Annotated in this window: 24 protein-coding genes; 6 read left to right on the forward strand and 18 right to left on the reverse strand. The window is 48.5% G+C overall.

What is annotated here, in order from left to right:
- The first annotated feature begins 47 nt into the window (after positions 1-47).
- Positions 48-1520, forward strand: a complete 1473-nt coding sequence (locus A0G03_RS01480; protein WP_048260103.1) for an MDR family MFS transporter — start codon at positions 48-50, stop codon at positions 1518-1520.
- Positions 1521-1585: 65 nt separating this feature from the next.
- Here the strand turns inward: A0G03_RS01480 and A0G03_RS01485 are convergent, their stop codons facing one another.
- From A0G03_RS01485 to A0G03_RS01535, 11 genes are all read right to left on the reverse strand, one after another.
- On the reverse strand, positions 1586-1885 hold the full coding sequence (locus A0G03_RS01485; RefSeq protein WP_048260101.1) for a DUF1161 domain-containing protein: 300 nt from the start codon (positions 1883-1885) through the stop codon (positions 1586-1588).
- Between the two features lie 104 nt (positions 1886-1989).
- Positions 1990-2610, reverse strand: a complete 621-nt coding sequence (locus A0G03_RS01490) for a hypothetical protein (RefSeq protein ID WP_048260099.1) — start codon at positions 2608-2610, stop codon at positions 1990-1992.
- 152 nt (positions 2611-2762) lie between these two features.
- Entirely contained in the window at positions 2763-3113 is a 351-nt protein-coding gene (locus A0G03_RS01495) for a DUF1283 family protein (RefSeq protein WP_048260097.1), read from the reverse strand.
- A 274-nt stretch (positions 3114-3387) separates the two neighbouring features.
- Entirely contained in the window at positions 3388-4137 is a 750-nt protein-coding gene (ydfG, locus tag A0G03_RS01500; protein ID WP_039291800.1) for a bifunctional NADP-dependent 3-hydroxy acid dehydrogenase/3-hydroxypropionate dehydrogenase YdfG, read from the reverse strand.
- A 206-nt stretch (positions 4138-4343) separates the two neighbouring features.
- Positions 4344-5528, reverse strand: a complete 1185-nt coding sequence (locus tag A0G03_RS01505) for a pyridoxal phosphate-dependent aminotransferase (protein ID WP_039291803.1) — start codon at positions 5526-5528, stop codon at positions 4344-4346.
- A 296-nt stretch (positions 5529-5824) separates the two neighbouring features.
- The gene (locus tag A0G03_RS01510; protein WP_048260095.1) at positions 5825-7042 is read right to left on the reverse strand and encodes a glycosyltransferase family protein; all 1218 of its coding nucleotides are present in this window, start codon (positions 7040-7042) and stop codon (positions 5825-5827) included.
- 30 nt (positions 7043-7072) lie between these two features.
- On the reverse strand, positions 7073-7897 hold the full coding sequence (locus tag A0G03_RS01515; RefSeq protein ID WP_048260094.1) for a mannosyl-3-phosphoglycerate phosphatase-related protein: 825 nt from the start codon (positions 7895-7897) through the stop codon (positions 7073-7075).
- A 193-nt stretch (positions 7898-8090) separates the two neighbouring features.
- Positions 8091-9053 carry a GlxA family transcriptional regulator gene (locus A0G03_RS01520; protein ID WP_048260093.1) on the reverse strand — a complete coding sequence of 321 codons (963 nt, stop codon included), beginning with the start codon at positions 9051-9053 and terminating at the stop codon, positions 8091-8093.
- 43 nt (positions 9054-9096) lie between these two features.
- Positions 9097-9873, reverse strand: a complete 777-nt coding sequence (locus tag A0G03_RS01525; protein WP_048260092.1) for an MBL fold metallo-hydrolase — start codon at positions 9871-9873, stop codon at positions 9097-9099.
- Between the two features lie 206 nt (positions 9874-10079).
- Positions 10080-11918: a coiled-coil domain-containing protein gene (locus A0G03_RS01530; RefSeq protein ID WP_048260091.1), complete on the reverse strand. Its 1839-nt coding sequence runs from the start codon at positions 11916-11918 to the stop codon at positions 10080-10082.
- A gap of 28 nt (positions 11919-11946) precedes the next feature.
- Entirely contained in the window at positions 11947-12837 is an 891-nt protein-coding gene (locus A0G03_RS01535) for a hypothetical protein (protein ID WP_048260090.1), read from the reverse strand.
- Positions 12838-13075: 238 nt separating this feature from the next.
- Here A0G03_RS01535 and pptA point away from each other — a divergent pair, with 238 nt between their 5' ends.
- Positions 13076-13306: a tautomerase PptA gene (gene pptA / locus A0G03_RS01540; RefSeq protein ID WP_048260089.1), complete on the forward strand. Its 231-nt coding sequence runs from the start codon at positions 13076-13078 to the stop codon at positions 13304-13306.
- 70 nt (positions 13307-13376) lie between these two features.
- Here the strand turns inward: pptA and A0G03_RS01545 are convergent, their stop codons facing one another.
- Positions 13377-14879 (reverse strand): pyridoxal phosphate-dependent decarboxylase family protein, encoded by a 1503-nt coding sequence (locus A0G03_RS01545; protein WP_422120982.1) that lies wholly within the window; start codon positions 14877-14879, stop codon positions 13377-13379.
- 18 nt (positions 14880-14897) lie between these two features.
- Positions 14898-16280 (reverse strand): diaminobutyrate--2-oxoglutarate transaminase, encoded by a 1383-nt coding sequence (locus A0G03_RS01550; protein ID WP_048260087.1) that lies wholly within the window; start codon positions 16278-16280, stop codon positions 14898-14900.
- Positions 16281-16692: 412 nt separating this feature from the next.
- Here A0G03_RS01550 and A0G03_RS01555 point away from each other — a divergent pair, with 412 nt between their 5' ends.
- Entirely contained in the window at positions 16693-17019 is a 327-nt protein-coding gene (locus tag A0G03_RS01555; protein ID WP_241771506.1) for a hypothetical protein, read from the forward strand.
- Between the two features lie 65 nt (positions 17020-17084).
- Here the strand turns inward: A0G03_RS01555 and A0G03_RS01560 are convergent, their stop codons facing one another.
- Together A0G03_RS01560 and A0G03_RS01565 are read right to left on the reverse strand one after the other, a co-directional pair.
- Positions 17085-18377, reverse strand: coding sequence for a glycoside hydrolase family 10-like protein (locus A0G03_RS01560; RefSeq protein ID WP_048260085.1), 1293 nt, complete (start codon positions 18375-18377; stop codon positions 17085-17087).
- Between the two features lie 5 nt (positions 18378-18382).
- The gene (locus A0G03_RS01565; protein ID WP_048260084.1) at positions 18383-18670 is read right to left on the reverse strand and encodes a VF530 family protein; all 288 of its coding nucleotides are present in this window, start codon (positions 18668-18670) and stop codon (positions 18383-18385) included.
- A gap of 189 nt (positions 18671-18859) precedes the next feature.
- Between A0G03_RS01565 and A0G03_RS01570 the strand changes: the two genes are divergently transcribed.
- From A0G03_RS01570 to A0G03_RS01580, 3 genes are all read left to right on the forward strand, one after another.
- A complete protein-coding gene (locus A0G03_RS01570) occupies positions 18860-19072 on the forward strand; it encodes a DUF6500 family protein (protein ID WP_048260083.1) in 213 nt (70 codons plus the stop codon).
- A 23-nt stretch (positions 19073-19095) separates the two neighbouring features.
- A complete protein-coding gene (locus A0G03_RS01575) occupies positions 19096-19743 on the forward strand; it encodes a hypothetical protein (protein ID WP_048260082.1) in 648 nt (215 codons plus the stop codon).
- A 238-nt stretch (positions 19744-19981) separates the two neighbouring features.
- Positions 19982-20740 carry a hypothetical protein gene (locus tag A0G03_RS01580; RefSeq protein ID WP_048260081.1) on the forward strand — a complete coding sequence of 253 codons (759 nt, stop codon included), beginning with the start codon at positions 19982-19984 and terminating at the stop codon, positions 20738-20740.
- An 87-nt stretch (positions 20741-20827) separates the two neighbouring features.
- Here the strand turns inward: A0G03_RS01580 and A0G03_RS01585 are convergent, their stop codons facing one another.
- From A0G03_RS01585 to A0G03_RS01595, 3 genes are all read right to left on the reverse strand, one after another.
- The gene (locus A0G03_RS01585) at positions 20828-21271 is read right to left on the reverse strand and encodes a nuclear transport factor 2 family protein (protein WP_053075311.1); all 444 of its coding nucleotides are present in this window, start codon (positions 21269-21271) and stop codon (positions 20828-20830) included.
- A gap of 219 nt (positions 21272-21490) precedes the next feature.
- On the reverse strand, positions 21491-22264 hold the full coding sequence (locus tag A0G03_RS01590) for an SDR family NAD(P)-dependent oxidoreductase (protein ID WP_048260080.1): 774 nt from the start codon (positions 22262-22264) through the stop codon (positions 21491-21493).
- Between the two features lie 201 nt (positions 22265-22465).
- Complete coding sequence (locus tag A0G03_RS01595) at positions 22466-22762, reverse strand: YciI family protein (RefSeq protein ID WP_048260079.1); 297 nt, start codon at positions 22760-22762, stop codon at positions 22466-22468.
- Between the last annotated feature and the right edge of the window lie 88 nt (positions 22763-22850).

The raw sequence follows: 22850 nt of genomic DNA on the forward strand, positions 1-22850 counted from the left end.
CACCTGTTATACTCACAGGCAGTTTTTCTTCTTATCCTGAAAATATAATGAAAACAGAGAATAACCAGAAACAAACACCTGTTCCACATCGCCATTGGATTCTAATCGCCTGTATGTTGGCCATGTTTACGGCGGCGATTGAAGTGACAATTGTCGCCACAGCGCTACCTACCATCATCGCGGATTTAGGTGGATTCTCACTATTAGGTTGGGTCTTTGCGGGTTATTTACTGACGCAGTCGATCAGCATCCCGATTTATGGCCGATTGGCCGATCTCTATGGTCGTAAAAAGATTTTCTTCTTCGGCATGGTGGTATTCCTGCTGGGATCGATTCTGTGCGGATTCTCGACGCAGATGGGTTGGCTGATTGTCTTCCGCACCTTGCAGGGGTTGGGCGCAGGGGCGATTACACCGATTGCATTCACCATTGTTGCCGATGTTTACAGCTCAACCGAACGACCTAAAATACAAGGCTATTTGTCCAGCGTGTGGGGCGTTTCCGCCATTATCGGCCCGTTGTTGGGGGCGTTTATTGTGCAACACTTCAACTGGGCGTTGGTCTTCTGGGTCAATGTACCGATTGGGCTATTTTCTATCTTCCTGCTGGCTCGCTATCTGCCGACGATCAATGCCGTTCGTCAGCACCAGTTGGACTGGACGGGCGCGTTCTATCTGGTGGTGTCCGTTGCCAGTTTGCTGATGGCACTGCTACAGGCTGAGGTATTTGGCTATTGGGTGATTCCGCTACTTGCGCTCTCTGTTGTGGGCGGCATTCTGCTGGTTCGACAAGAAAAGCGTACACAGGAGCCGCTGTTTCCGCTGGCACTGTGGCGTAATCGTGTCATTATCGCCGGTAATCTCGGCGGATTAGTCGTCGGTGCAGCGATGATGGGCGTGAGCGCCTTTTTGCCGACGTTTATTCAGGGCGTGATGGGGAGAACCCCATTGGAAGCTGGCAGCATATTGGCGATGATGTCGATTGGCTGGCCGCTGGCAAGTACGCTGAGCGGGCGGTTAATGCTGTGGACGTCTTATCGGTTTACGGCGATGGCCGGCGGTATTGTACTGATTATCGGTAGCCTGACATTGTTAACGGTTCAACCGGACAGCAATCTTATGTGGGCGCGGCTAGCCGCATTCTTGATCGGTTCGGGAATGGGACTGAGCAGCACCACGTTTCTGGTATCGATACAAAACTCGGTGGACTACTCCATTCGTGGCATTGCGACAGCCTCCGCCATGTTTACCCGAATGCTGGGTTCTGCGCTGGGAACGGCAATTCTTGGCGCCACGTTGAACATCAATCTGCACTGGCGATTACCGGAAGTGAGCGATCCTCTCCAGACGCTCATGGATCCGGCCAAGCGCATCCTGCTGAGCGTAAATCAGCTCGATACGATGGCATCGCAGGTCGCGTCGTCAATCCACGGCGTATTTATCGTTTCTGCACTCATCGCGGCAATCACACTGTTTTCCGCCAGAATGATCCCCGCGAGCCAACGCCCAGGACAGACGTAAGCCAGACAGAAATAACAGCAAAAGAAAAGGCGCGAAAGCGCCTTTTGAACATCCAGAGGAGGAGATTATGGTGTTGTTGTCGGTTGGCCTTCTGCTGGCGCAGGTGCGTTTTCAGTATTAGCTTCACCATCGGCATGACGGGTGTAAACAATCTTGTGTGAATCACTCTCGCAGTGACCAACCACCTGACCACCGGCCTGATTCACCTGGTCGTTCGGTACAATATCCAGCGTAAAACCGGATTCTGGCACACCATTGGCGATGATTTTCTGGGTAATATCGGCTTTCACACTCTCGCAAGACGCCTGTGCGGCCAACGGCGCAACCAGGAATAACGCCGCACCAAAAATGACGGTCTTTTTCATCTTTTGATCCTTTTCTCTGAAAAAAGTCTCTTTGAGTATATCAAACGATGAAGATAACGCGAAAAAGCAGCGGAATCAGGCCGTCAATGACAGCCCATATAGACTTAAACACAGGGGCCAGTGGCACAACCGTACATCATAAACAGCGGAAAAAGGATAACGGCCGGAATCATGAGAGGAGCAAGCAGTACTTCTTTACCCGAGTTATCGCTGCTATTGATTACAACGGGGATCGGCTGCGGCAAGCGTCCATTGTCTGTCGGGCTGACCAGCGAACCTTCTTTCTTACTGAACGTGCCTTTCGCGCTAAACGTGACTTCGCCTTTTCCCATCGTCGTGGGAATTTGGGCGGCGTAGAGCTCGCGTAAATCGACTTCCTGCTCCTTGGTTAGTCGGCGAGTATCAATCATGTTTTTATAGCTCGCATAGACTTGACCATTATTATGGAGAGAAAAATCGACCCTTACACCCATGATGATGTCTTTATAATCGCGATAAAACGCGTAATAGTCCTGATACTCCTTTTGCGTTCTTGCGTCGGGGAATGTGTAAACGTAGGTATTGGACTCAGCGATAAGCGTCCCGTTGTTATTGGCGATATGCGTGATGTTGTCTGTTTCTGGATACGTGCTTGCGCATGAACTGACCAACAAGCACATGATCAGCAGACCCCACGGCTTGATGTGAAAAGAGCGTGAAAATAGCCGTGCTAAATCCATATTCATCCTGATGCACTCCATTTGGGATAAAAACGTGTGTTGCTACGGTATAGCGATAATCATTGAATGTTACGGTGACGTCATCTTCGGATACAGGTTAATGCGCTGCAATACGAAGATAAAAGGGGAAACCCACGCCAGAAGGCGTGGGTAAAGAATCATGGATTAACTGGACGACCGGTGCGACGATCGAGGCAGCGATCGGTTGTGTTTTCCCAGTAAGCATTGACGTTATAGCTTGCGTTACATTTCTCACGCCCATCAATGGATTTTTCAGTTTTATCGAATTCTTTCTCAACGCGGTTATTAACTTTATTACGCAGCGAGCGGGTTGAATCCCATTGCTCTTTGCTTTGACGCGCCGCTTCTTTCGACAACGCGCTGTCGCCAGAGTCGACAATGATATGGCGCGTATCAGCCAGTGCGGCAGGCTGCCAGGCAGCAGAAGCGATAACTAGAGAAAGCGGGATGAAGGCCCGAATCAAAGAGGAAAAGGAGTAGTGGTTCATGTTTCACCTTGACAGAACGAATGATAAAAACAAACGCCGATGCCGTAAAACGATAACAAGCGCACGGCAAGCGATAGACAACAAAAGGCGACCGCCGTTCCCTGTAACCTTCGCGCTTCGTGCAAAACGAAAGGTTGCCTATAAAGATAAGTATACATCCTTCGCTTCAACGGCACTATAACCGTGCAACATCGGGTTAAATGCTGTTTGTGACGCCATAGAAAAGGGCATGAAACCACGTTCACACCCTTAATTCTCGTCCTGTCGGCGATTATCAGCCTTCGCGATGTACGCTTAACCCTGCAAAAGATTGGCTAACTGGCATCATTTCCAGCGTGTTGATGTTGACGTGCGCTGGCAGGGTGGCAACCCAGAAAACGGCTTCAGACACATCTTCTGCGGTCAACGGCGTCGTGTTGTCATAGGTTTTGCTGACTTTGTCGTCATTGCCCTTGAAACGCACGGCTGAGAACTCGGTTCCGCCAACCAGACCGGGTTCGATATTTGTCACACGGATTCGGGTGCCAGACAGATCGGCGCGTAATCCCAGGCTAAACTGCTGCACGAACGCTTTGCTGGCACCGTATACGTTACCGCCTGCGTATGGCCAATTTCCTGCGGTAGAACCGATGTTAATAACATGACCGATATTGCGCTCTACCATGTCAGGTAGCAGCGCTCGCGTCATAAAAACCAAGCCTTTGTTATTGGTATCGATCATATTTTCCCAATCGTCTACCGATGCCTTATGTGCAGGCTCCAGGCCTAGCGCCAGTCCAGCGTTATTCACCAGCACATCAATCGCCCGCCATTCGGCAGGCAGAGAGGCAACGGCCTGCTCAATCGCCTGACGATCGCGCACGTCTAATTTTAGCGGATATAACGCATCGCCCAGCTCAGCCTTCAGCGCATCCAGACGTTCCTGACGGCGGCCCGTCGCGATCACTTTATGGCCCGCGCTAATAAATTTACGGGTAATTGACTCACCAAACCCAGCCGTTGCACCGGTAACAAAAATAATCATGCTTTTTTCTCCCTGACCGTTTTCATATTCTGTTTGTGCCTGATATCGATATAAATAATGAAAGGCATGAGATCATTTAGCCGCGCAATTCCCCGTGGGTCAAGCGTTACTCCGGTTTCAACGATACGGTTCAGGAATAATTGCCCCTCAGGAAGAGGGGCGGATATCGCGCCATAACAGTGCGACAAGACAGGTATAACGGATAATTAAATCCAGTTCTTGTTACGGAATTCTCGCATGGTATCCGCGACCCACTGCATTTCCTGCGGTGTGCCTAGTGAGATACGGCACCAGTTATCCGCCGGAGGAAACGCACGGCCGATCAGCACGCCAGCGTCTGCCATATGCTTTTGGTAATCCTTGAGCGGAACGACCAACTGATGGAAAACAAAATTCCCTTCTGACGGCAAGTACGGCAATTTCAGGTCATCTAGCGCCTTCAACAAGATTTGACGCGACACATCATTACTCTTTTTACTGTAGGTAATAAATGCCGAGTCGTTCATGGACGCCAGTGCGGCATCCACGCCGCTAAAGTTAATTTTTTCACCCGCGACATACCGTCCCATCAACGCAATCACGGTGGGATGCGCAACGGCATACCCAACGCGCATACCGGCCATCGCGTGTATTTTGGAAAAGGTTTTGAGCAGAATAATATTTTCTGCGCCTTGAGTAATCATCGGCGAAATAGAGCGAAAACGTGGGTCATTGACGAATTCGGCGTAGGCTTCATCGACGATAAACATCGTATTGGCAGGCTTGCTGGCAATCCACGGTTCGATTAAATCCGCAGGCGTAATCGTGCCCGTTGGGTTGTTAGGATTGACCAGATAAACAATGGAAGGGCCACTGTAACCCGCAACGGCCGCTTTTAGCCCTTCAATATCGAACGCCCAGTTGTCGAGCATTTTGACTTTTGTGACTTTCATTCCGGCAATTTTGGCAAAGTGCTCGCCGTCACCGTAGGTTAATTCAGGAATGACCAGTTGCGCATCCAACGATGCGTAGGCTTCAATCGCTGCCCGGATGCCCTCGGATGAGCCTGCCGTCAGCAAAATGGAAGGGGCCTCCACCTGATGATGCGCTGCCAGTTTATTGCCAAGCATCAAAATTTCATTCTTTGCGTAGCGGTTGGCTTTCACCACCGCATCACGTGCGGCGGCTTGCGCCTTGGGTGACATCCCCAGTGGATTCTCATTGAAGTTAATACGGATTGGGTTATCGGCCGACGGTGCGGTAAATGCTGCGCTCTCAGGCTGTGTCTCGGCAAACACTCGCGAACTTAATCCTGTGGTTACCGCAGCCGTCCCCAGCAAGGCGCCAGAAAGTTTTAATAATGCTCTGCGTTTCGGGTTTAACACGTCGCTTTCATTGATTAAAAAATTCATCAAAACACTCTCCTTAGTTACATAATGACAGGAGAGCTAAAGCATAAAGCGCGCCAGTTTTCCCAATCGCTCGATCTCTAATACCTTGTCAAATAGATGAAATAATATTTTCTTACGACAAGTTTTCCCGTATGGCGGGAAATTTCACCTTTATTGCGTATCGATCAAAGGTAAAAAAAATTGATTTATTCATCAGGTGATTAAATCAAAGGATCGGTGTTACTTATGCAAGAGATCCATCATGACGCATAAAATGATGCATCATGATGCGCTTGCCCTACGAGATAGCGATTGAGTCACGCTTCCTGATTGTCGGCTTCTACCGCAGCGTACAACCGGTCAAGAATATCGGGAAAAGCAGACTGCACGCGGTTCCAGCTCGGTACAAACGGTTTATCACCTGGACTATCGCTGAAGGCATGGCCGGAAAAGGTGATCACATCGGAAAACAACTCCACAGCCGACTCTTCTTTATGGCGGTCAAAACTCAGGCCGTTCATACGGGCATCGTGTTCGAAGGCATCGATCATATCAAGAGCGGTGCGATAGTAGGTCGCACGCAGGACACGGAAAGAATCTGTGGTGATATTCACACCAAGAATGGCCAGCTTGCGATACAGCGCTTTTGTGATATCCGCCGCCATGCGCTGCAATCCTGCGTTCGGATCGTCTTCAGACATCGGCTGATGTTTATGGTCGTAGCGATCCGCAATGTCTACCTGACAAATACGGCGAGTTGCTGTTCCTCGATGGATCTCTGATAGCACACCAATCTCCAGTCCCCAATCGCTTGGAATGCGCAGGTTATTCAGGATTGCGGTGCGCATCGCAAATTCGCCGGAAAGTGGATAACGGTAACTGCGCATGTAATCCAGATAGTCGGAATGACCGTAGACCTTTTGCAGCGATTTCAGTAACGGATAAACCAGTAGGCGTCCCACGCGGCCATTCAGTTTTCCCTCAGCAACGCGGGCGTAATAGCCTTTGCAGAAGTCGTAACTGAAGTGCGGATTCGCCACAGGATAGAGTAGGCGAGCCAACATCGCACGATCATAGGTGACAATGTCACAATCGTGTAAGGCGACACAGGCAGAGCGACGCGATGCCAGCGTGTAACCGACGCAAAACCAGACGTTTCTGCCCTTGCCAGGCTCACGCGGTGCCAGCGATTTTTCTGCCAACTCGTCGCTGAGTGCTTTTAGTCGCGGGCCATCGTTCCACAGAATACGGTGCCGCTGCGGTAGACGAGAGAAAAATTCTCGGGCGTAAAGAAACTGTTCTCGATCGGCGCGATCCAGCCCAATCACAATTTCGCCAAGGTAAGAAACCTGGGATAGCTGCTCGATAATGTGGCTCAGCGCAGGACCTTCCAGCTCAGAATAGAGCGATGGCAAAATCAGTCCCATGCTGTTTTGCCCGGAAAATACCTGAAGTTCATACTCCAACTCTTCCGTACGTCTCTGAGTGAGATTGTGAAAATTGGTAATGATGCCATCTTGATAAAATTCGCTCATCGTGTGCTCCCATACCATCTTGTGGCTCATTCATGCCAAGAAATGACCGTTGCCGATAAAGTGATCCAGTCCTTCGCTCCAGCCCCGAGGCCCTGAATCCTTTGTGCAATATTGTTCACCGCCATACGACTCAGGCAGGTTAACAATTTGATTTTCAATACCTTTAATTAATACAGCACAGTCTACGGTGCATAAAAGAGAGATATCGTTCGGGCCATCGCCGAGGCCGAGGGTTTTGACGTCAGTATCGTATTTCTCGATATACTGTGTTTTTATCCAGTTAGCCGTAAATCCCTTACTCGTTTGAGCGCTCATGACGTGATAGAAGCGACCGCCTTGCGTCAGCGCCAAACCCATATCCGCCAATAATTGGCGAAAATGCGGTAATCTGCTGGCATCATCCAGCCAAAGCAACGGTTCAGAGGCTTCACGCTGTTGCGCTAGTCGGGCGTCTTGCTCGCTTAACCCTGTGACTTCTGCTACTTCCTTACCGCTCATATCACCAAAGCCTTTGAAGCGAAAACCGGATGCGCGCAGTTGCTCTAGCTGTGTGCGGATAATGGAATACCCTGAACCCATCCTCTTCCTTGGGTAGTCAGGATGAGGTCGCCATGTCGGCGGCAGTGTCGCAATGGCGCCGTTTTCAGCAATATAAGGATAATCATCCAGCCCAAGCGCCTGCCGTAATGGCTCAACTTCGGCCGCTGTTTTACTGGTGGTAATAATCAGCGGAATTGCTTCATTCGTCAGCCGCGTCAGCCAGGGTTGCGCGTCATCCCATCGGTAGGTCTCATGGTCAAGCAATGACCCATCGAGGTCGCTGAAAATAATCAGCTTCGTATTGCGTGGTTGCATAGGTTCTCCATGTTTTATCGTGGATAAACAGAGAGTAACGATGGACGGTCAGAAAGGGCGTGTGTTTGTCAGTGAGGTGTTGTATTCGTGGTATTGATGATTGTGAGCATAATCACACTTTAAGGATAGGAGGCAATCCGTATCTTCACCAATAATATAATGATCTGGCTACTTTTCGGCAGGCTGATGAACATCAGCGGACGCTGCTTTTATCCTGAAACGTTTTACGCCAGTCGGTCGGACTAACGCTAAAACGCTGTTTGAACTGCTGTCGAAAGGTTACTACTGACTGAAAACCCACATTATCCGCAATCGCTTCGATGGAGTGGGAGGTCGATTCCAGCAATGTCTGGCTATGATGGAGCCGTTCCGCCGTTAACCAGCCGCTAACCGTCATGCCTGTGGCTCGGAAGAAATGTCGGGTAAATGTCCTGCGACTCATCTGCACACGGCTTGCCAGCGCATCCAAAGAGTGGGACGAACTGAGATGGCTGCGCAGATAGTCCAGCAACTGATTGATTTTACTATCCCGCGTATTTTCCGGCACCGGATGTTCAATAAACTGAGCCTGCCCACCTTCACGGTAAGGCGGGATCACCAGACGGCGGGCAGCACGGTTAGCGATAGCGCTGCCGCAATGTTGACGAACCAGATAAAGGCAGCAGTCTATTGCCGCTACCGTGCCCGCAGACGTAATCAGATGTTCATCTTCGACATAGAGCGCGTTGGTATCCAACTGCACATGAAGAAAGCGGGCGATAAAATCCTGCTCAAACGCCCAATGTGTCGAGGCGCGGCGTCCATCTAGCAATCCGGCATAAGCCAGCACATAAGTCCCCAGACACAATCCGGCGATCTGTGCTTTGCGGGCTTCGGCAGTGCGTAGCGCATCCAGAAGCGGTGCAGAAGGGCGTATTTCTGGGTGGCTCCAGTGCGGGACTACGATCAAGTCGGCGTTTTCTAACGCGGAAAATCCGTGTTCAACGTTGATAGAAAACCCGTGTTCTGATGCCACCATGCCCGGTTTTTCTGCACAGAAAAAGATCTCAAACTGTTTTTTTTCATAGAGCATGTCGCTGAAAACCATGCTCGGTATAGATAAATGAAACGGGCTAAAATTCTCGGAGACAACCACCGCGACGGTTAGCATAGCCATAATAGCCCTCGTTCAAGATAAATATGTTCCGGTATTATCCGGTTTAGAATTGCACGCTTTCACCATCGTTCGGCACGTGCACGATGGACTGAAGTTTTTCTTCGTGCAGATAGTCACGGAGTTCAGCGCGGCTTAGGAGGCAATGGTTCACCGCTTCCATATGTGTGGCGACTATCGCCGCGTTAGGCACAAGCCGATGTACACGCCGAACATCCTCTTTTCCCATGATAATCGAACCGAAACCGGGGATGAATGCATTACCGATATTCAATGCCACTACATCGGGAGAATAACCCGTCAGTACATCGATAACATGCTGATTCCAGACGGTATCGCCAGCCAGATAAAACGATTTCTCATGAGCATGTCGAAAGACAATCCCGCAGACATCACCCAGTCGTTCCGCCATCTGTGGATTAGCATAGGTTTCATCAGAACCGTGTTGACCGGATGTTTTGATCAGCGTTATGCCGTCGTATTCCGTCTGTTCACCCAATACACGTACGGAGGTAAACTCCGCCTGCCGAATGATGTCAGCATCCTGCGCATTTTGGCTGAAGATCGGCATTGTTTTCGGGATAGCGTCGATGGCTGCATCATCCCAATGGTCGAGGTGCGTATGCGTCACAATCACGGCATCAACATCCAGAATTGCCTCCATAGGCAAAGGAAGATCGACCAGTGGATTACGCAGATGTGCATTTGCCGTTCCCGGGAAGCCGGGATAGGTCGCCTTTGGTGCCAGCATCGGGTCAATCAGGAACGTTTTCCCACCAAATTCCAGTCGTAATGTCGCATTGCGAATCTGCGTTATTTTCATCTTATTGCTCCCATATCCGGTTAACTGGCAGCGCTGTTACGCGCCAAACAGGAGCAGTATAAGAATCTGGCAGATCGCTAACAGTGGCCTAAATGACACTCTTCGATGAGTTTAGGCCAATTTGTCTCAAGCGGATTGTTTATCATCGGCTAGCTGAAATACCTGCCTCAGAATGAGGCAGGTATAAGGGTAACCACTCGGTTGATTTACGCTTTCGACTGTATGCGGTCGCGATACCGGTTTAGTTCTTCCAGTTTGGCCGATGCGGCCTGCTTACGTTTGAAGGCGATGTCCTCGATCTGGCTTGCCGAGGTACTGAAATAGGATTTCAGTTCATCACCAGTCAGGTACGTGCCGCTCAATCTGTTCAGCTTGCTCCAACCGTCTTTGAAGTTATCCACAAACTTGGCTGACACGATGCCAACGGCCTGCCATTCAGCCGTTTGAGTGATGAAGAAATCATTCGTGTTCCGTTTGATGCGCTTCGTGAAACTTTTCGTCGGCTGATTCCGATCGAGCGCTTTCTGGAGCAGATCTGACTGCTCGGTCGAACTTTCTACGACGCTCTGCATGAAATTCGCAAACGTTTTGAAGAAAAAAGAGATTTCGACAATAATTTCACGCATCCGCTTCAGCGCTTTGAGGCTCAGGCCCAGAGACTGGATCGCCAGTTGAATGGTTTCTTCTTCGGTTCGTTGTCCCTTTAGCAGGGCGTTGATTTTTACCAATTCCGCAGCTTGGGTACGTTTCTCTTTTTCATAAGCCTCGACCTTTTCCAGCATTTTCATCTGCATGTCGCGGAGACCTGTCGCCTGTTTTTCTTGTTTCTCTGCCATTCTTCCCATGTTATCGCCAAGGGATTCCAGCGCGGCATTTAAGGCTTTCAGCGCAGTTTCTGTCGCCGAAATCTTGCTGACCTTTTCTTTGATTTCTGCACTGTTGTCTTTGATTCTATTATCGAGAGATTCCAGCTGCACCGCTTTCGCGTCTGCATCGATCTGTGCGTCCTCTTCAATTTTTTCCTTTTCGGCCGTCAGCTCCTGATTCTTCTTCTCCAGCTCAGCTTTTTCACGCTCAGCGGTCGTTTTTTCGGTACGTTTGTCAGCAATTTTTCCCTTAGTTTCTATTGCCTTCGCTGTTGTGTCGTTCTCTTCTGTCGCAGTTTCCGCATTGATCAACTGCCGTGCCGTAGAGTTAACTGAGGCGGCAACCAGCGATGCGCCTCCCGTGGCGACCCCTGTGATACCAGCGGTAATTGCCGGAACCATGGATGAAATCATCTGTGCGCCGACGCTCACGATAGACATGATAAAAGCGCGATCCTCAGCCGTTTCTGCTTGCGATTTATATTCGTTCGCCATTTTTTCATACTTGGCGATATCGATCTGCAGGTCTTGTACCAGGCTGTCCAGTTTTTCGCGTTGTGCATTGTTCTCAGCAATTTCTTTTTCTATCTTTTCCTTATTTTTCAAACGCGCAGATAACGCCAGCTCTCCCTGCTGTGTCGTCTTGGTGGTATCGTCAATAATGCTATCGTAGGTATTCGCGATCTTTGTCAAATCGGCACTGACCCGCTCAGCCCGTTTCTTGATTTCTTTGGCCAGATCCACTAAATCCTCGCCAATGAAATCTTGCAGATCCTGAGGATCATTGCTGTCACGGGCCTCTGCCCAGTCACCGAACAGGGTGCGTAATAATTTGAGAATCCGTTCAGCATCCGTCGACGCGCCGCGCATTTTCTGTTCGCTTTCCTGCTGAGCCGCAATCAGGCGACTCATCAACTTATCAATCTCAACCCTGATCTTTCCTTCTTCCTGGGGCGTTGTGTTGTAGGCGATATAAAGCAAATCGATAGCGTTATCGGTGTCTTCCTTGGATCGGGAAACGTCATAGGTGCCCTCAATCCTCCTGATATAATCCTCAACCAGAGGGTGGTTAACATCAGGCAACGCCACATTATTACTGTCCAGAATTTCCTCGACTTGGGCGTCAATACGTTTATTGACATCGAACTCGATACTGATGATTTTATTTTCAGCAGCCATGTTTCTCTCCTCAGATTCAGCAAAAAGGTTAGTTTGTGCAGATACGCTCGCCACCCGGAAGTTGCAGGCCGTTTATGTCGAGCAATTCTTGAGACTTAAGCAGTAAAACATTCAACGATTCAGATTCTTGGCGCAGGCGATTCACAATAAACCGCCGGTCTGAGGCTGGGTCGAGTCCGTTAAGTTCCGCAATAGAGTCGGTAAACCTAGCGAGTAGGGTGGCGTTATCCTGTTTGAGCTTTCTGATCTCGGCTAATGAGACTTTGAGCATGCCGATCTTGTTTTCGACTGCCGCAATATCAGCGCTGTTTTGCTCAGACTTCGTCTGGTTTTCATATAACCGTGCTTCAGCCTGATTATTTTCATTACGTGCTGCCTCGTACCGTTCTTTGGCTGCAGTGGCCCGAATGTCGATTTCCTTCCTTGCGCCGTCCAACCTGCGCAAATCCCCGTTCAGACCCGTAATTTCTCCGGCAAAGTCACACATGAAACCCAAAAAACCAAACTGACGTTTGCAATCGTCAAGTGCAGCCTCTCTTGCACGAATTTGATGCTTGATTTCCTGCATCTTGTTTTCCAGATCCTGCCGTTCCCTCGATGCCATTTCGAAACGGTTGGAAAACTCCTTAGCGGCAAATGCTGCACGCTCTAACTCGGTAGCTAATTTCTGTTTCTGGGCGTGTAGTTCACCCGCCGTTTCCTGCAATCCATTACTATTAGCCTGAAATTCTGCTTCCTTGTCGGTGTAGCACTGTCCTTTGATGGCGAGGGTTGCATCAATACGCTGCGCGTTAGTAATCTGCGCATTGAATGCTTCAATTTCGAATGGCGTCAGCGTTTGAGTCGCCGCTGACAGAGAAAGGGATGTAGCAAAAAATATGGTGAGAAAAGCAACCCAGAGATAGTTCAAGTGCCGCATGTTGGATTCTCCCTATTAATGTTACCCGTGAGGGGCCGTCATTCTACGGGCTACGGTAACAATAGGGCGCATTACTGCCTATACGGCATTTAGCCGTTTGGCGAATGTCATACGCGTGGAGGTAATATCTGAGAACATGATGTTATTTGTGCGCTGTGCCGTCTTCATACACACTAGCTATCTTAACTAACTGGCTAGCTTATCAACGTACTGTTTCATCACTGAAAAGGACCATTCCATGCCCCATATTGATGTCAAACACTTCCCAAGGAATCTGTCTGAAGAAGAGAAGAAAGCCGTCGCGGAAGATCTTGCTGCGGTCCTGAAGAAGCATTTCGGTTCTTCCGACGAATCGCTTTCTGTCGCGTTAAACGAAATCCAGCCGGAGTGCTGGAAAGATGACGTTTACGACCCGTTCATCAAGCCGCAGTTGGACACATTGCCGAAAAAGCCGGGATATTCGTATTAAAAAATACGCAGTAAAAAGCCGATAACGTTTTGAGTGTTATCGGCTTTTATGCTGCTGTAGAGCAGGGGAGTTATGCGGTCAGCAGTTGCTGTGCCGTGCTTTCAACCAGATCCAGCAGAACTTTGACATCGTCCAGGCTGACCGTTGGGTTCAGCAACGTCAGTTTCAGGCAGGTAACACCGTTAAACTCGGTGACACCTACGTTGGCACGACCTGATTCCAGCAATGCATCACCAATACGTTGATTAAGCAATGCAATAGTTGCGTCATCCGCTGTCGCCAGCTGTTGCGGGCGGAAACGGAACAGAACGCTTGCCAGCTGTGGTTGCATCACTAATTCCAGCGAAGCGTGTTCATCCACATACTGGGCAACCTGCTGTGCCAGCGTGACGCCGTGATCGATGATCGCCGCATACTGCTGTTGGCCTAACGCTTCCAGACCCATCCACAGTTTCAGTGCATCAAAACGACGCGTCGTCTGCAATGACTTCGACACCAGATTAGGCACGCCTTGGGCTTCATCGAACTCAGAGTTCAGGTAAGCCGCCTGATAGCGCATCAGTTCATAGTGGCGAGCTTCTTTCAGCAAGAATGCGCCACAGCTGATGGTCTGGAAGAATTGTTTGTGGAAATCCAATGTAATGGAATCCACCAATTCAATACCATCCAGATAATCGCGATACTTCTCGGACAGCAATAGTGCACCGCCCCAAGCCGCATCAACGTGCACCCAAATCTGGTGTTCCGCTGCCAGCGTTGCAATCGCTCGCAGAGGATCGATTGCACCCGCGTCAGTCGTTCCCGCTGTCGCGACAATCGCCAGAATCTGCTCGCCGTTAGCCTTGGCCAACGCCACTTTCTCAGCTAAATCGTTCAGATCCATCCGCGCGAAGCGATCGGTTTTCACTAGCGTAACGCATTGATAACCCAAACCCAGTAAAGCCATGTTCTTTTGCACCGAGAAATGGGCATTTTCAGAACAGAACACTTTAATTTTCTTCAGGTTACCGACTAATCCATCTTGCTGGATCGAATGTCCCTGACGTGCGAAGAAGGCATCACGCGCTAACATCAGCCCCATCAGATTGCTCTGGGTGCCACCGCTGGTGAATACGCCAGCATCGCCAGACTGATAGCCGACTTGAGTGCGCAGCCATTCAATCAGCTTCATCTCAATGATGGTCGCTGACGGGCTTTGATCCCAAGAGTCCATGCTCTGGTTGGTGGCGTTAATCAACACTTCAGCCGCCTGGCTGACCACTAAGCTCGGGCAGTGCAGGTGAGCGACGCACTGTGGATGATGCACCGACAGGCTGTCTTTCAAAAAATACTCAATTGCACGCTCGATAGCAGCCTGGTTACCCAAGCCCTGAGGATTAAAATCCAGCGTGATGCGTTCACGCAGTTCAGCAACCGTTTTCCCCTGATACATCTCAGGCTGTTGCAGCCACTGCATAACGGCTTGACTACTCTGCGTAATCGCTTCCTGATAGGCTTCGATACTTTGCGCAGAAGAGGCCAAAATCGGGTTTATTTTTGTTTCAACTGCTTCTGTTTCAACTAATTGGGACATCGTGGTCATTCGCTCCACTCAGACTGGCTTCACGCCAGCAGACAGCAGGGCGTTTTCAAATTTATCCAGGAAGATTTCCAATTCAGCATTGCTGATCAGCAGGGAAGGCAGCAGACGCAGAACGCAACCATTACGGCCGCCGCGCTCCAGAATCAGGCCTGATTCAAAACATTTTTTCTGCAACAGCGCAGACAAATCGCCGTCAGCCGGGTAGCAACCCATGTGATCCTGCGCTTCGTCAGGCTTAACGATCTCAATCCCGATCATCAAGCCCAGACCGCGAATGTGGCCGATCACTGGATAACGTTTTTGCAGCTCGGCCAGTTTGGCTTTCAGCCATTCACCTTGCTCAGCGACTTTATCTGCCACCTGATTGTCTTTGAGGTGCATCAGCGTCGTCAGGCCAGTTGCCATTGCCAGTTGGTTACCGCGGAAAGTGCCAGTGTGGTGACCCGGTGCCCAGGCATCAAACTGCTTCTTGATACCCAGTACGGCTAATGGCAAGCCGCCGCCGACCGCTTTGGACATCACAATGATATCTGGCTCAATACCCGCGTGTTCAAAGGCGAAGAATTTACCGGTACGTGCAAAACCAGCTTGAACTTCGTCGATGATCAGCAGAATACCGTGTTCCTGCGTCACTTTACGGATACGCTGCAACCACTCGGCCGGTGCCGGGTTCACGCCGCCTTCACCCTGAACGGCTTCCAGAATGACAGCAGCAGGTTTGCGTACGCCACTCTCAACGTCGTTGAGCAGGTTTTCAAAATAGTAGGTTAATGCTTTAACGCCAGCGTCACCGCCAATACCCAGCGGGCAGCGGTACTGATGCGGATAAGGCATAAACTGGACTTCAGGCATCATGCCATCGACCGCTTCTTTCGGTGACAGGTTGCCGGTTACCGACAGCGCGCCATGCGTCATGCCGTGGTAACCACCAGAGAAGCTGATCACACCAGAACGGCCAGTGTATTTTTTTGCCAGTTTCAGTGCAGCTTCAACAGCATCGGCACCAGAAGGGCCGGTAAACTGGAGGCAGTACTCTTTGCCCTGGCCAGGCAATAAGGAAAGCAGATATTCGGAGAACTGATCTTTCAACGGCGTGGTCAGATCAAGTGTATGTAACGGCAAGCCGCTAGTAATGACACGTTGGATGCTTTGCAGCACGTCAGGATGGTTATGACCAAGCGCGAGCGTACCCGCACCAGCCAGACAATCAAGATATTGATTATTCTCAACATCGGTGATCCACACGCCTTCGGCTTTCGCAATTGCCAGAGGCAATTTGCGTGGATAACTCCTCACGTTCGATTCAAATTCAGCTTGTCTTGCCAAATAGGTTTCATTGTTTCCGTTTAATGAATTCGCACCTAAACTGTCAATACGGACTTTATCCGTCATCATATCTCTCCTACAACCGTGTGCTCGCTGGCAACCACGGTTGAATAAATGAATTAAACACGTAACTACTATAAGAAAAACGCGGCCAATATAGGGTTTTTCAGTCACCGACTCAATGATTTATTTCGTTTCGAAACCTTTATTTTTTCACATAAAAATCAACTGGTTGAATGATTAATTGCTAATCATGATGCCATGGCTATCTTACATGCTTATTAAATAAGCAAAAAATCTTTCCTGGCACAGGGCGAAATTGGACAGAAAAGCAGAGAACCACACGACAAATGGCCTACGGTGAGATCGCTTCTGACTCATGGCGCTTCACATAAATCATTTTTCGATCAATAAGTTGATTGGTTTCTAAGCAGGATAGGTAAAAAGTGGTATGCCATTCCAGAAGTGGTGACTGCTGATGTCGCGTTTTATTATCGATCCTGCCACAGCAGACCGAGTTGCTCCTGCATGCGGCGTTTATCGACATTCACAATCAGAGACGGATGACGGAGGCAAGATGGCCTATTATATGACTCAACAGATGAGTAATCCCAAAACCATTACCATCACTTACTACCGGAAGCAAAGCAGCGAACATGTTAGCCACGACGAGTCAGGGCGTTTCACGAAGGATGCCGTGGATAACTATGCAAAATTTAATAATCTTCGCACCGAAGACGTTGTTAAAGGGAACTATAAGAGTGGGCAAGGCGTGCCAGTGGGCGGTAAAGTTTTTCAAATTTAAGTGTTAAAAAGAAAGCCCGCCAAGTCTGCTATTAGACCCTAGGCGGGCTTCTTTTTGTATGACAGCTAGCCGCCCCAGCGGTTCCTGAGGTAATTAACGGCTTCCTGAGTTTGTGGCTGATTAAGATAATTTTCTCTGAACAGAATTGTGCCATTAATGTGCGGCGTAGACTCGTTCAAATCGAGCTGCTTTTTCAACTCTGGCACGCCACCCTTTATCATCCAATCGGGTTCATTCTTTGACGGTTCACCCACTTTATACAGTGCAACGCCAATATAGAGACGCGTGCTTGTGGGCTTCACCACATCCGCCCACCATTTTGCCAATACATCGTAGCGAGCCGCGTCGCGCGCGAAAGGCCAGTAAAGCTGCGGGGCGATGTAATCTAACAACCCTTGCTGTACCCACAAGCGGGTATCGGCATAGGCTTCATCATAAGCGGCTGCGCCTCGTGTGTCGGAACCTGCCGTATCGTGCGACCGGTTGCGCCATACGCCAGCAGGGCTGACACCGAATTCAACCTCGGGTTTCAACTGCTTGATGGTGCGCGAAACCTGCTCAATCAGCTGTTGTGTATTGTGTCGCCGCCAGTCGGCTTTTGAGCCAAATCCCTGACCATATCTTTTAAAGGTCTCTGCATCGTTAAGCGCAGAACCAGATGATTCAGCATAGAAGTAGTCATCGAACTGCACACCGTCAATCGCGTAACGCGCAACGACTTCGGCCACGATACTGGTGATCCAGCTTCGTGCTTCCGGAATTCCAGGGTCGAGCACAAAGCGATCGCCAGCCGTGCGAATCCAGTCACGATGCAACACAAATACGCTGGCCGGATTCTGCGACAGCGTGCGGTTTAGCTCAGTAACGATTCCTGGCTTGGTGTTGACGGATACGCGATAGGGATTAAACCAGGCATGGACTTTTATACCGCGTTTGTGCGCCTCATCAAGCATGAACTGGAGCGGATCGTAACCAGGGTCCTCACCAATATGGCCCGTCAGCATATCTGACCACGGCAATATTTTAGAAGGCCAGAGTGCGGTGCCATCAGGCTTAATCTGGAAAAATACGGTATTGATACCGAGATTTTTCAATTTATCCAGCTTGCCTTTCAGCGCGTCCTGCTGCTGAGTAACGCGGATGGCAGGGCTGCTGGCATTGACTGACGTCACCGGCGGCCAGTCGAGACGGGAGACTGTCGCCAACCAGACTCCACGTACCGGTTCCTGACTTTGCTGAGGTGTGACCGGAAGAGGCTGTTTAACGAGAGGGACTGGGGTGACAAGTGAACTCGGCGGCTTGGACGCGCAACTGGCAAGTAGAAGCGCAGCAGCAATAAGTACGACTGGCTTTTTCACGTTGGTTAGCTCTTATTTTTGCGACTATTAGCCCATGGGTCAACGGCACTATCATCTGATTTTACGGGAGCAACATCATCCAGAGAATCAAGATACAGCGCTTCAACTTCGGCGCGAGCCCACGGTGTCCGACGCAGAAACTTTAAACTGGATTTCACACTTGGATCGCTTTTGAAGCAATTGATGTTAATTAATTTACCCAGCTCAACCCAGCCAAAACGGTCAACCAGCGCATTAACTTGCATTTCAAGCGTTACGCCATGTAAAGGGTCTTTAGAAATATGAGCGGTCATGTAGTAAAAGTCCGGTAGTTTCAGATGTTGTGTTCAGAATTGGGCTGTTAGCAAGGGAAGGGTACAAGAAAGCAGGGCGAGCGGCAATGTTGTGCAGCCATGTGAGTATGACAACGTTGGTACCAATACACAGGATCACATCAGCAAAGTGCTAGTATGAGCATCCTCAGTAATCATCAAGGAAAGGTAATGAGAGCCAGCATTCGGACGAAGATCGTGAGAGTATGTGAAGCCAAGATTGCGGCTAAAGGAGATAATGTTGGCGTGTCATTTTATGCTTTTTTTGCCAACAAGAATGACGATCCGGAATTACTCATGGAAGTCGCTCAATGGTGGATCATGGAGATGAAGCTAGACCACTTTGAAAAAGCCAGAAAGATCATATCTCTCCTTACACGCTAGACAATAATAAATAAGGGATTTTAATGCTCTGTAAATCGACATCGGTGACTTTGCCTCTGCTAGTAGCATCGGTACTCTTGCTGACAGGATGCGCGCCAGCACCGGATCTAACGCAGTGGAAACGTCCTAATACGGACATCGACGGCGTGCGCATCGCTATGGGTAAATGCGGGGTGCCGCTCCCCGGACCCGATATCCCCAAAACAGACAATGAATCAGTTCTGTATTACCAATGCATGGAGAGTATGGGGTTTACCCGTAAAGACGGATTCAAAATTTGCAGCGTTCGTGTCTACCATGATACCCCAGCCTGCATTAAGCAAGAGCAGGGATACTCTTTGAGTCAGCGCCAGCTAGAAGCGCTGCCTTTTGTCGCAGACAGAGGGTTTCATCCGATTAAGCCGGATTCCGGCGTGAGCCAGTTTTCCTTGATTAGTTGGCGTAAAGCGGGAGCGTCGCGGCATTTTTCTCATGAAATCGAAAACGACAAACAAGCACTGGCGGCGATGTATCAATGCGGTTATCCGCAGCCTTTGGGTTCGGTGCCTTACGTGCCGACACTGCGCAAAGCCGCGGATGCTCAACGATGCATGCTGGATAAAGACTTCGAGCCGAAGAACAAACTTAGTCTAGTCTGTCGCAATTACCCGCAAGTCACGGGCTGCCAATGATATGAAGTAAATGTACTCTGGAGCTAGTCATAGAAAAGGGGCTGAATCAAAAAGGAAAGTCAGTATACAGGGGGAAAATATCAACAGTTTCTCTGGCGCTACAGAATAAGGGTAGCGTTGTCGAGGGAGGGGGCTGGTTTAGCTAAAGGATAAAATTATGGTTGGTATTCGTTCCATTCTCCCAACCAGTAATATCCCCTTAGAGAGTTTTATGGGTTTAACATATTAAAGGTTTCTTATGATTGATTATCATTATGAATTGAATGACATTCGTGAATATATTAATAAATTATCTATTGGGAGGATTGAATACATTGATAAAATAAGCGCACCATTCATTCCTGATTTATCTGATAGCTTTAAATTAGATGGTTCTAATGTCGTTCTGATAGGGCAGGAGACTAATGGCTGGCACGGTAATTTGTTTAACGCCATCAGTGATGAAGAAAAAATAGACAAAATAATATGTAACAGTAAATCATCGCATAAAAAACTTTTATCGCAAGGTAAGGTTGATAGTTCATTTCTTCGCTACATACATAAAATAAAAGAGTCTAATAATGGTGAGCTTGTTCAATGGCTTAATTTTTATCTTTGTGATTACAAAAAATCATCATTTTTTAATCTTAAAGGAAAAAACAATGATCTATATGAGTTCATCACAAAAAAATCAGTTTCTATATTATCTCGCCAGTTAAATAAACTCAAACCAAAGGTTATATTTTTTGCTGGTAAGTACCATAACAATTTCCCATTATTAGAAGATGCTATGAATTTAACTTCGCGTGAGAAATTAACTTCTAAAAATAAAAAAATAAGCTTGATGTTATGGAATGGAGAAACGTTAGTCATTAGAATCCCCCACCCTGGTTCATGGAGTAAGGTTTCAAGGCAGGCTAGATTAGATGCTATTGATTACATGAAGTTATTTAATTCTCTTAATGATGTCGAACAGTTTAAAAAAATAACGCAAGTTCCTTCGATATGTCATGTTTAGAACATGAAAGGAACGATTGGCGTTATTAAAAATAATATCGTTCTTACCGTAAAACCGTGGCCAGTGTTACTTGGCCACTATATCTACTTAGCTTTGTGCTGCGGCGATACGTTTTCCAACCTCGGCGGAAAGGTCTATTACGACGCTTGCAGGACGCATCATTACGACGAAATCAGTGATCTTACCCGCATCATTAAATTCAATAATATCGACACCGGTGAGAAGTTCGTCACCCATGCTGGCTTTGAACTCTAAAACGTAACCTGATTTGCTGGAAAAGTGTCTAGCATACTGAAAGTTTTCAAGTACGCTGAAGACTGCTGGCAGAATCACCATCAGTGGCCCCTTGCCGTGGTAGGGGTCTAATGTCGACGGGTTACTGAAAACAACATCTTCAGCCAGTAAATCAGGCAGCCGTTTCCAATCGGCTTCAGCGACGATGCGATGCCACTCCTGAAGCCCGGACTGCACCGCTGCATTAGGTGAGGCCTGTTGGATGTTGTGCTGGCTATTCTGTTCTGCGTTACTCATATTTATTTCCTTCCACTTATTAGTCATAAGATAATTAATGCCATTTCACAGCAGATAAAAAACATGGCAGTTTTGGGTATTTTCTCTAACAATCAGTCTCAGAATGGTGTTAGGAAATATGCCCATCTCACAGGAAAATTTAATATGGGCACGACTTCCTTTTTAGATCATGGAGTCGTGCTAGTGCTGACATTTACCATTTTAAGAAATAGCCGGTTTTCAATTGCTATAGCGTGCGGCTGCACGGCTGTTGCTGAAACCTTGGGCAAGCAGCATTCTTGCATGCTCAAATGCATTCCATTCCTCAATGTCAGGAACAGGAGGGATTGTGACCAGCTCCTGACGGTCAAAACCGATAAGTGCGGCGTTGACTAACTCTTCTACCTCCATGACGTCAGGCACGTTGCTGATATCAGCTCCGATACGCTCGTAAATTTCAGTGCGCGTGGCGGCAGGCAGGACAGCCTGGATATAAATATCTCTAGCATTCAGCTCACTTGCCAGGCTTTGAGAGAGAGTCAGAACATAAGACTTAGTGGCTGCATAAATACCCTGAGAGTATTCGGGTAATAGCGCCAGCACCGAGGCAATATTAATGACAGATCCACGACCTTCCTTTACCATCGCTTTTACCGCAGCAGAAGCGAGAAGGGTGGGCGCAACAACGTTAAGCTGCAGAAGATTTTGCATCTTCTCTGGCTCTGCTTCTGCAAATCCGCCCGCCAAACCTGCGCCTGCATTGTTGACAAGAATATCAATGAAAGGGCCGTCCTGAAGGCGCTGAATCACCTGTTCAAGTTGGGTGTTTTCTGTCAGATCGGCAGTTATCACCTCGATGTCAACGGCATGAGCGCTGCGCAATTCAGTAGCTAGATTTTCGAGACGTTCAGTTGCGCGTGCAACCAGTACCAGGTTGTGACCACGCGCTGCGAGACGGCGTGCGTATTCAGCACCGATGCCACTGGATGCACCGGTAATAAGGGCTGTTGTCATATTTTATATTTCCTAATCATTGTTCAATAATGAATATGTAAAAAAGGTAAAAGCAGAACACCGATTGAAATCCTGAGAATGGGCTTTCCAATATCGGCATTTTTTAATTGTCTTTTAATAAAAACTGATAGGGCATAAATTCAGCTCGGTTAATTCCTATAAATAAGTAATGAAATTATTATTCATCATGAAATAGAATTGTCAGTCACGTGACTTAAGGCTGAGCATCACATAATGTTCGTAATGTCCTACGCCATTTTTCACAACCGGATCTTCTGACGTTAGTGCGCTGATATCCTGTTCATCGGCGATTTGAAACAGCGATACGCCATAACCACCATTTTCATCAATGACAGGACCATGAGCAATGATAGTGCCATGATCCATCAGGCTATTAAGGTAAATACCATGCTGGGTCATTAATGATTTTTCATGCTCGGTCATTGTTGACAGAAAGTCACTTCTTGGAGGAATAAATTTGCACAAATAAAATTTCACAATCTTCTCCTAGTACATGATATTTTTAATATGAACAAGTGTTAATTAGACGGTACGGAATCATAGTCACACTAGACTTAACCCGAAA

Source organism: Pectobacterium peruviense, assembly GCF_002847345.1.
In the GTDB taxonomy this organism is placed as follows: Bacteria; Pseudomonadota; Gammaproteobacteria; order Enterobacterales; family Enterobacteriaceae; genus Pectobacterium; species Pectobacterium peruviense.

Coding starts and splice junctions, on each gene's coding strand:
- A0G03_RS01510 (WP_048260095.1), bottom strand. CDS start 7,042: ATGAGCGAATTTTATCAAGATGGCATCATTACCAATTTTCACAATCTC.
- A0G03_RS01585 (WP_053075311.1), bottom strand. CDS start 21,271: ATGAGTAACGCAGAACAGAATAGCCAGCACAACATCCAACAGGCCTCA.
- pptA (WP_048260089.1), top strand. CDS start 13,076: ATGCCCCATATTGATGTCAAACACTTCCCAAGGAATCTGTCTGAAGAA.
- A0G03_RS01505 (WP_039291803.1), bottom strand. CDS start 5,528: ATGAATTTTTTAATCAATGAAAGCGACGTGTTAAACCCGAAACGCAGA.
- A0G03_RS01580 (WP_048260081.1), top strand. CDS start 19,982: ATGATTGATTATCATTATGAATTGAATGACATTCGTGAATATATTAAT.
- A0G03_RS01530 (WP_048260091.1), bottom strand. CDS start 11,918: ATGGCTGCTGAAAATAAAATCATCAGTATCGAGTTCGATGTCAATAAA.
- A0G03_RS01555 (WP_241771506.1), top strand. CDS start 16,693: ATGTCGCGTTTTATTATCGATCCTGCCACAGCAGACCGAGTTGCTCCT.
- ydfG (WP_039291800.1), bottom strand. CDS start 4,137: ATGATTATTTTTGTTACCGGTGCAACGGCTGGGTTTGGTGAGTCAATT.
- A0G03_RS01565 (WP_048260084.1), bottom strand. CDS start 18,670: ATGACCGCTCATATTTCTAAAGACCCTTTACATGGCGTAACGCTTGAA.
- A0G03_RS01590 (WP_048260080.1), bottom strand. CDS start 22,264: ATGACAACAGCCCTTATTACCGGTGCATCCAGTGGCATCGGTGCTGAA.
- A0G03_RS01495 (WP_048260097.1), bottom strand. CDS start 3,113: ATGAACCACTACTCCTTTTCCTCTTTGATTCGGGCCTTCATCCCGCTT.
- A0G03_RS01535 (WP_048260090.1), bottom strand. CDS start 12,837: ATGCGGCACTTGAACTATCTCTGGGTTGCTTTTCTCACCATATTTTTT.
- A0G03_RS01570 (WP_048260083.1), top strand. CDS start 18,860: ATGAGAGCCAGCATTCGGACGAAGATCGTGAGAGTATGTGAAGCCAAG.
- A0G03_RS01575 (WP_048260082.1), top strand. CDS start 19,096: ATGCTCTGTAAATCGACATCGGTGACTTTGCCTCTGCTAGTAGCATCG.
- A0G03_RS01520 (WP_048260093.1), bottom strand. CDS start 9,053: ATGGCTATGCTAACCGTCGCGGTGGTTGTCTCCGAGAATTTTAGCCCG.
- A0G03_RS01545 (WP_422120982.1), bottom strand. CDS start 14,879: ATGTCCCAATTAGTTGAAACAGAAGCAGTTGAAACAAAAATAAACCCG.
- A0G03_RS01525 (WP_048260092.1), bottom strand. CDS start 9,873: ATGAAAATAACGCAGATTCGCAATGCGACATTACGACTGGAATTTGGT.
- A0G03_RS01480 (WP_048260103.1), top strand. CDS start 48: ATGAAAACAGAGAATAACCAGAAACAAACACCTGTTCCACATCGCCAT.
- A0G03_RS01490 (WP_048260099.1), bottom strand. CDS start 2,610: ATGAATATGGATTTAGCACGGCTATTTTCACGCTCTTTTCACATCAAG.
- A0G03_RS01550 (WP_048260087.1), bottom strand. CDS start 16,280: ATGACGGATAAAGTCCGTATTGACAGTTTAGGTGCGAATTCATTAAAC.
- A0G03_RS01515 (WP_048260094.1), bottom strand. CDS start 7,897: ATGCAACCACGCAATACGAAGCTGATTATTTTCAGCGACCTCGATGGG.
- A0G03_RS01485 (WP_048260101.1), bottom strand. CDS start 1,885: ATGAAAAAGACCGTCATTTTTGGTGCGGCGTTATTCCTGGTTGCGCCG.